The organism is Nitrosomonas sp. Nm58 (genome assembly GCF_900107335.1).
GTDB lineage: Bacteria > Pseudomonadota > Gammaproteobacteria > Burkholderiales > Nitrosomonadaceae > Nitrosomonas.
In genome coordinates, this window is sequence record NZ_FNPQ01000071.1 from 1 (window position 1) to 7497 (window position 7497).

The following is a 7497-nucleotide window of genomic DNA, read 5'->3' on the forward strand; positions in this document are numbered from 1 at the left end:
CATCAGTTTATAGGCATTGGACTGGTACACTTTTATTCCGCGATCGCAGCGAAATTAGTGCACTTCAGTGGTACATTTTTACACCGCTATTTACAAACCGCCCTTATCGTAGGGAACAAATGAAGATCTACTTGGTAACATTTGGGAATCTATTATAATTTTGACAGCCTCGACTTCGTGCCAGTACCTTAGAAACTGTTCAGTATTGCCAGTGGTAAGCCCAGCACATACAGCCAGGTGTTTGCCAAGACTGCTACTTTTAAAGATTTCATAGACATGTGTTGGTGCCCAGTAAGATATTGGCCTGCCAGGGATATTCAGGAGCTTTTCCTGAGGTACTTTGAAATAGCCAAAAGATGGGTTTCTGTATAATTGCTCAATTTCATTTGAAGTTCTAACAATTGAGGATTTATCAAAAAGTCGTCTATAAAGACCTACAGAACCGGCTGATTTGACTCCTTCATTATTAGCTATCTTATGAAACACAAAGGCCACAGAACCGAAATCAGCGCCAAAAATACCTCTACCTAAATGCAAAAGAGACACAAATCTCACACTCTCTAGCAGCCATGAACGAAGATCAAAGAATGATTGCAAAAACATCCATGACGGGAGATTGATCATCCCCCAAAATCCTCCAGATAGAATTAGCCAGTTAGCTTGTTCCATAAAGCAAGTCATCAAATCCGATTTCCCGCGTGGATATTCTTGGTCAAGGAAAGCTTTCAGTGGAGCATTCATTCCTTTCCTCGCCATATACGGCGGATTGGCAATCACTACATGATATTTCGGACTCAGGTAATCAGCCTGCCGCAAGGTCTGCAATACCTTCTGGTGAGTTAAACTGAGGAACAGATGCCCGGAGACGTTCTTTGATTCCAGTATCCTGAGTATGCCGTCCACATCGGTGACATCGGGACGGATCAGGGAGCCGAAGTTGTCGGCCTCTTCAAACTGGCTCAGGGTGGTTTGCAGTGGCGCGGTGAACAGGTCGCGCCCGACAAAGCCCATGTATTCTTCAATTTCGTCTTCATCGAACCGGATATTTTGCAGCACACAGATGTTGGGTTCAATAAGCTCACCTCGGGCAGCTGTTCGGCGGAAGAAGCGCTTGTCGTATTGTAAGGCCTTCATGGTCAGGGCAAAGGCGGCCAGCTCCCCGGCGCGTTCGTCGATCTCAATGCCGTAAAGGTTGTGAGTGAGAATTTTTTCCGGGATTTCGGCGGGCTCGTAGCCTTCCTCTTCATAGATGGCATAGAGCAGGTCAAAGGCATAGGTGAGCATGTGGCCGGAGCCGCAGGCGGGGTCGCAGATCTTGATCTCTTCTGGACTTTGAACCACTAATGAACACGAATCAACACGAATGTTGTTTTCTAATTGGCGTCCATTCGTGTCTATTCGTGGTTCCTCTTCTGCTGGCGCGATGTAGTACTCCATGCGCTCTTTGAGCTTGGAGTTCGGACGACTCTGCATCCAGAGCCGTCCCAATGAATTCCCGACCAGGTAGCGCACGATCCAGTGCGGGGTAAAGAGCTGGGTGGCGGCGGGGATGTTTTCGGGTGTGATCTTCTTATTCTTCTTCAGTCCGTCGAACACCTCGTCCTTCTTCTCAGATATATAGAACTGGTAGAGCCAGCCGATCACCTCAACATCCTTGCAGGCATCCGGCGTCATTGCTTCGCGGGTGTAAGCCAGGATAGAGTTGCCCGAAAGCAGGTCGTCTGGCATCAGCAATTCGGTATAGTCGTCGATGCGCTGGAACAGGAATGGCATCGCCTTGTTCCAGAAATTACAAGCGGCGACAACCAGCAAGCGGTAGGCCTCTCCCTGCGGGTCTCGGCTGGGCGCTTTGCCGTCAAGCAGGGCAAAGATTTGTTGCCGGACCTTGTCGTGCACCATCTCTTCGTCGATATGCCCCATCTTGGCCTCGGCCAATATCTCGGGCTGGAGCTGCCCCTCGGCGGGCGACACCACACCGATACGGGTGTAGCGGTTCACGTCCATGAAGCGCAGGGCGCAGAAGCGGTTGAACCAGATGTAGGCCACCCGCTCGATGATCTGTTCCTTGCCATGGCTCTTGATGGCCTCTTCGAGTTTCTTGATGGCACCAAGGCTTTCACGCCGGGCGGCGCTGTCCTCTGCCAACACCAGTTTTAACTTGGCGGAGACCTGCTCCATCAGGCTGCGCCGGGCGAACTGTGCGAATTTTTTGAGTTTGGCTGTTTCCATCTAAGCAACCTTTGAACCACGAATGGACACGAATTCACACGAATAATTTTTAACTACCCGTCTTCGTGCGGACACGCACAGGCTGGCGGAATACACAAAAAGCACTGAAGGGGCTCTTGCTATACACGCTTTTATGCGCCGGACGCATAAGTTATGGGCGGAGCGCATAAATACGCGCGGCGCGCGTATTTTTCGGGCGAGCCCTGAAGGCTCTGTGCACGATTCTATGCACGCCTGCAAAGGGTATAAACACGCGATGCACCTTTTATGCTCACCGAGCATATTTACGCTCGGTGAGCATAAATATGAGCATATCGCCTCAAGCCCGCTCATAAACAGCTCCCTTATGCTCACCGATTTGCTTAATTTGACCAGCTTCTTTCATTCTGGCCAGCATGCGGTAAGCCTGATTTCGATCGAGATGGCAAAGGTCCATGACTTCCGATCGTTTTATGCTGCCGTGCCTGTCGATGTAGTTAAGCACCATCTGCTCCTGCTGGATGGGTGCAAATCCGGCCTGGCGGATGTATTCCGATTTTTTTCCTGCCTTACGGTACAGGTCAGCGCTGAGGGTATAGGTCCGGCCTCGGCCGGTGCCGTGGGGTTCCAGAAAGCCGGTTTCCACCAGTTTTTCCAGCGTCGCCCGGACATTGGCCTCCGTTTTTTGGACGGATGGGGCGAGGTCAGTCGTTGTCAAACGGCGTTCTTCACGCAGGCGGGACAGGATGATCAGGGAATCAATGGGCATATTCCCCAGCTTGTCCTCCTGCTCGATCACCATTTTAAGAAAATCGAGGTCGGCTGCCACGTTGGCCATTTGCACAGAAACCGTGAATTCATCGGACATGGAATAATCAGGTGCCGGTCGACCATAGCGCAGCATGCCCTCATAAATGCGGTCAATGCCTCGCCCGGTGCGCTCGGCCAGGCCAATCCGCTTGATCACGTCTGCAAGCAGTGGATTACGGGAACGGGGGTCGGCAACGAGCAGGTTATCCAAAGTGACACCTTCGACGAATCCGCCGGGATTGCTGATAGAGAGCCCATCGCCTGTGATCTTGACATGCACGGCACCCAAACGACTGAAATCACGGTGTACCAGGGCGTTGACGAAGGCTTCACGGAAGGCGCGACGATCATAGTTGGGAACCGGTACTCGGAAGAGGCCGACCTGTATTTCTTCTTCCTCGACCCGTGCCTTGAAAAGAAGCTCCACTTCTTCGAAGGTTTCCAACAGGGGTTTGCGAAAGAACTCATTCACTCTGACATCCGTGCCATGCAGCACCTGAAAGGCGACCTCGTAGGCGGGAAGATGTTGCCGCAGCAGGCTTTCGGTTCCCAGCAACAACAAACCGGCAATGGTTGGTCGCCTGACGCTGTTTATTTCGCGACAAAGCCCCAGAGCGCCATCCAGTTCGTCATCCGCCAGTGCCAGCAGGGATTGTTCGCCACCGTATTTTTTGATGGCGTTACGAATGCGCAGGCGTTGCAGAGGATCGAGTTGGCTGGCGTCTATTTCCTCAAGCACCATGGCTGAGGGATCGACGAGACCCATTGACGACTGGCGCTGGATAAACTCGTGGGGGTAGAACGGTACCGCTTCAGGTGTGCCATCAAGCTTGAGCCTTCTTCGAATCAGAAGGCCATCAGAAGTTGATACCAGTTGCCGTGACTTGGGAACGGTAATCCGAGCGACAGATTTCCCCTGCAGGTCGCACCGCTCTACTCTGATGGATAGGGCAGGATTGGTCTTATTGGCGATCAGTGAAGGAATGCCAGAAATATTCAGATGATTCGCATGCAAGCTGGTGACCGTGCCGTCATCCTCCACACCAAGCAACAGATCACCGCCCTCGGTATTGGCCAAAGAAACGACAGTTGCTACCAGATCTCGGTCCGGAAGGCACTTCAGGTCGCTCTTGAACTCCAGCGTCAGGCTTTCACCTTGTCGAATCAAATTCCCGATTTCGTGTTCATTCGTGTCCATTCGTGGCTCCTAAATCTGAATCCTTTTGCCTTTGCGGATTTCATCCAGCAGCGCCTCGCGCATGGATTCCAGGTAGCGTTCCACGTCGGTCTCGTCGGCCAGCCAGGCTTTGTCGAATGAGACCTTTACGGAGCGAAGGTTTTGAACCACAGATTCACATGGATTCACATGGATATTTTCTTTATTGTTCTTTTCTCTGTGTCCATCTGTGTCCATCTGTGGTTCAGATAATTTTACCAATAAACGAGGATAATCCTGTTCCTCAAACCGGCGCAGGGTGTCACGGATGACGGCAATCAGCTTCTGACGCTCAATAGCGGCATTGAATTCGTTGAACGGACGGGTGATCTGCTCCTGCTGATCGCCGTTCAATGCGCTGAATTCCGCCATACCGCAGATGCGACCTTTTAGAGCGGAGACCGTCTCCTTGGCCTTGGCAATCTCGGCCTCAATCTGGGCAGTGAGCTTCTCCTGCAGGGTTTCGACTTGCGTCTTCACCTGCTGCATGCGGTTGCCCTTGAAACATTCCGGATCTTCGAGCAAAGCTCGCAAGCAGTCAGCCGTCAGTAAACAGCCATCAGTATCTTCGTGCTGATTACTGATAACTGAAGACTGATAGCTTAGATAGCCAATATTTGATTCGTGATCCTTCAAAAACTGCATTGCCAGTTCGTAGATACTCTTTTGCGGGCCGCTCATGGACTTCCGGACAGGATCGATGACGCCTTCCTTCATGTCGAGCAGCGCGTCTTCCTGGCGGGTGAGTTCGGTCAGGTACCAGGTATAGGGCTTACCGGTCAGCTCCTTGAGCTTCTCAAGCACCGGTTTCAGGGTATTTAGGAACGGATACTGGGATGCCTGGGCCGCCAGCAGGGTGAGCTGATGCATGAGTTCCTCGAGCGCGGTACCGGTTTCCTTGCCGATCGCTTTTGCTTCACTGGCGCGGGGCGGGGCATCGAAGAAGTCCTCAAAGAATTCCTTGAGGGCACGGACCTGCGACGCGGTAAATTCGACCTGGGGTTCCAGCACCACATTGCCGTGCCCATGGGTATTGCGCAGCGCCCGGTCCAGCTCGTCCTCTTCCAGCAGATTGCCGTCAGCGCGAACCTCGACCTTGCCGCGAGCACACAGGTTGGCCAGGGTGCAAAGCACCGCAGCGTAGTACCAGCCGTAGGGTTTGCGTTCGAATTTTTCCAGCAGGTTCTTCAGCGTGGTGCGCACGCCACCCCGGTTGTTGTTCTGGATGAAGGCCAAGAGCTCCTGCTCGGACTCGGCCAGAGAAATGGCATCGTTGCCGAACAGCCCCTGCTGTGAATGCTTGAGGCATTTGGCGATGTCGTTCTCGGTGTAGGTGATGCCACGCAGCATGCGCAGATTCGGATATGCACGGGAGATGAGTTCATGAAATCCGCGCACTATTCTAGTTTGTGCGTCCTCGGAACCTATTTCGATATCGCCGCCAGCCACAAATAACTTTGCCTTCGACAAGAGGATTTTTACTCGTTCCCGCAGTATTGCTTCCAGGGCTTGCTGTTGATATCGCTTGCCTTCCAAAATCCGTTTGACTGCCTCTTGCTGAGTGATCGAGATATTCTGACGGATGTATTTCTCAGTGCGCTTGTACATCAGGATATCGCGAACAAGACGCTCATCGGGTGGCATCAAAACCAGCAGTTCATCCCGGCCCATGCTCTGCATCCTTAGGATAGACTCGCTTTCTGCGTTTTCATGGAATGGACTAATGATGTGGATGGCTAGTTCATACTCCCGCCCATGCAGACGATCATCGAGTTTCCTTGAGAAGATATAGTCCTGCCCATTTTCGTCGTATCGGATTTTCCGATGCTTGATGATGTGGTCGAAAATGAGCTTTTCCAGCTCTGCTGCAACGTCGGTAGATTCCACTTCGGTGTTCTTGATCTCCTCTTCGATGTCTTTTTCTTCGTCGGTGAGATATTCGTAGAGCTCACCGTTACGCTGAATATAGGTCTGCTGTTCCAGAAGGTTGAGAGCTTCTTCGATTTTTTTGCGCAGCGCGGGCAGATCCTGATTGAAGCTGTCCAGCATTAGAACACAAAGATTTCGGAGTGACGGTTTGAACTCTTTCACGTTCTTGACCAAAAACAATGCCTTCAACACTTTGACGGCAATGTGATTGCCTAATTGTCGTTCAGCAGCCAGGATAGCTTTCTGTGTTTGAGCCTTTAATGCTGTTTGAATACCTTCAAACATTAAATCAAACGAAGCCAACTGTCCGATTTCGTAACCTCCAATCTGCACAGCGACCTGTTGAAACACACCTAACATTGATCGTTCACCTACCGAACTATGCTTACCTTCAAACGCATTATGGCGGGAAAGATTCTCAATTGATGACTGGAATAGATCAAACTGATAAGAAATAAACGGATAGCAGCGAATGAATTCGTCTCGATCTCTGTAGACTTTGTAATCCCTCGATCCATCCGTAAAACTAAATAGGGTTCCGAAATTGTTAACCTCACGGTGGTACAGAGCAGAGATAAGCGTCACTCCATTTTCTGTTTTAGCGAGGAGGCGTTTCTGTATAACTTCCGCAACATTGGTGCTTGTGAGTAACATTTTTGTCGCGAAGCGTGCCATTATTTTTGAAAAATCATTACTCTGCTGTTTATTCATCTCCCCCAGAACAGTACTCATATCATTCTGTGATGTAACAATGATCCATGCGCGACCTCGGCATTTGGTGGCCAAACTTTCGGCAATGGTTTGCAGATTGGTCATAAGTTTGACGTTTTCGGCGATGTATTGGCCAACCTCATCGACAAAAAAATTCAACCGGAAATTGGGAGGCTGCCGTTCAATATAAGCGTGTATTTGTTCCGCAAAGTCTTCGATAGAGACACGATATTGGTTGCGATACTTATCCAGTATACCCACCGCCGATGCTTCATTATCACCTGTTACCTCCGCATAGGCCCTGGCAATATTCTGAGATTCCAACAAAGCTTGTTCGCGACCTTTCTGCCAGGAACGTCCTGCCAGACATTCATAGGCTGTTTTGAACCGATCATAGAGACCTCGGTTATCCAAGTCTCGTTCGAATTGAGCAATATGACCGTGCTTTCCATAGTAGCCGCACATCTCATCGAAAACCTTAACAAAGACGGCCAGGAGCGCGTCGATTTGTGTTTTGCTGATGACATCTGTAAATAGCGGTGTAAAAATGTACCACTGAAGTGCACTAATTTCGCTGCGATCGCGGAATAAAAGTGTACCAGTCCAATGCCTATAAACTGATG

Annotated in this window: 3 protein-coding genes; all 3 read right to left on the minus strand. The window is 50.6% G+C overall.

Annotation, left to right across the window (positions count from 1 at the left end; genetic code table 11):
- Positions 1-90 precede the first annotated feature (90 nt).
- Positions 91-2229 carry a BREX-1 system adenine-specific DNA-methyltransferase PglX gene (gene pglX, locus BLW34_RS14260; RefSeq protein WP_143037956.1) on the minus strand — a complete coding sequence of 713 codons (2139 nt, stop codon included), beginning with the start codon at positions 2227-2229 and terminating at the stop codon, positions 91-93.
- Between the two features lie 319 nt (positions 2230-2548).
- The gene (locus tag BLW34_RS14265) at positions 2549-4216 is read right to left on the minus strand and encodes an ATP-binding protein (protein WP_090580972.1); all 1668 of its coding nucleotides are present in this window, start codon (positions 4214-4216) and stop codon (positions 2549-2551) included.
- Between the two features lie 9 nt (positions 4217-4225).
- Positions 4226-7497, minus strand: a 3272-nt coding sequence (gene brxC / locus BLW34_RS14270; protein ID WP_143037957.1) for a BREX system P-loop protein BrxC, incomplete at its 5' end; no start/stop codon positions are given.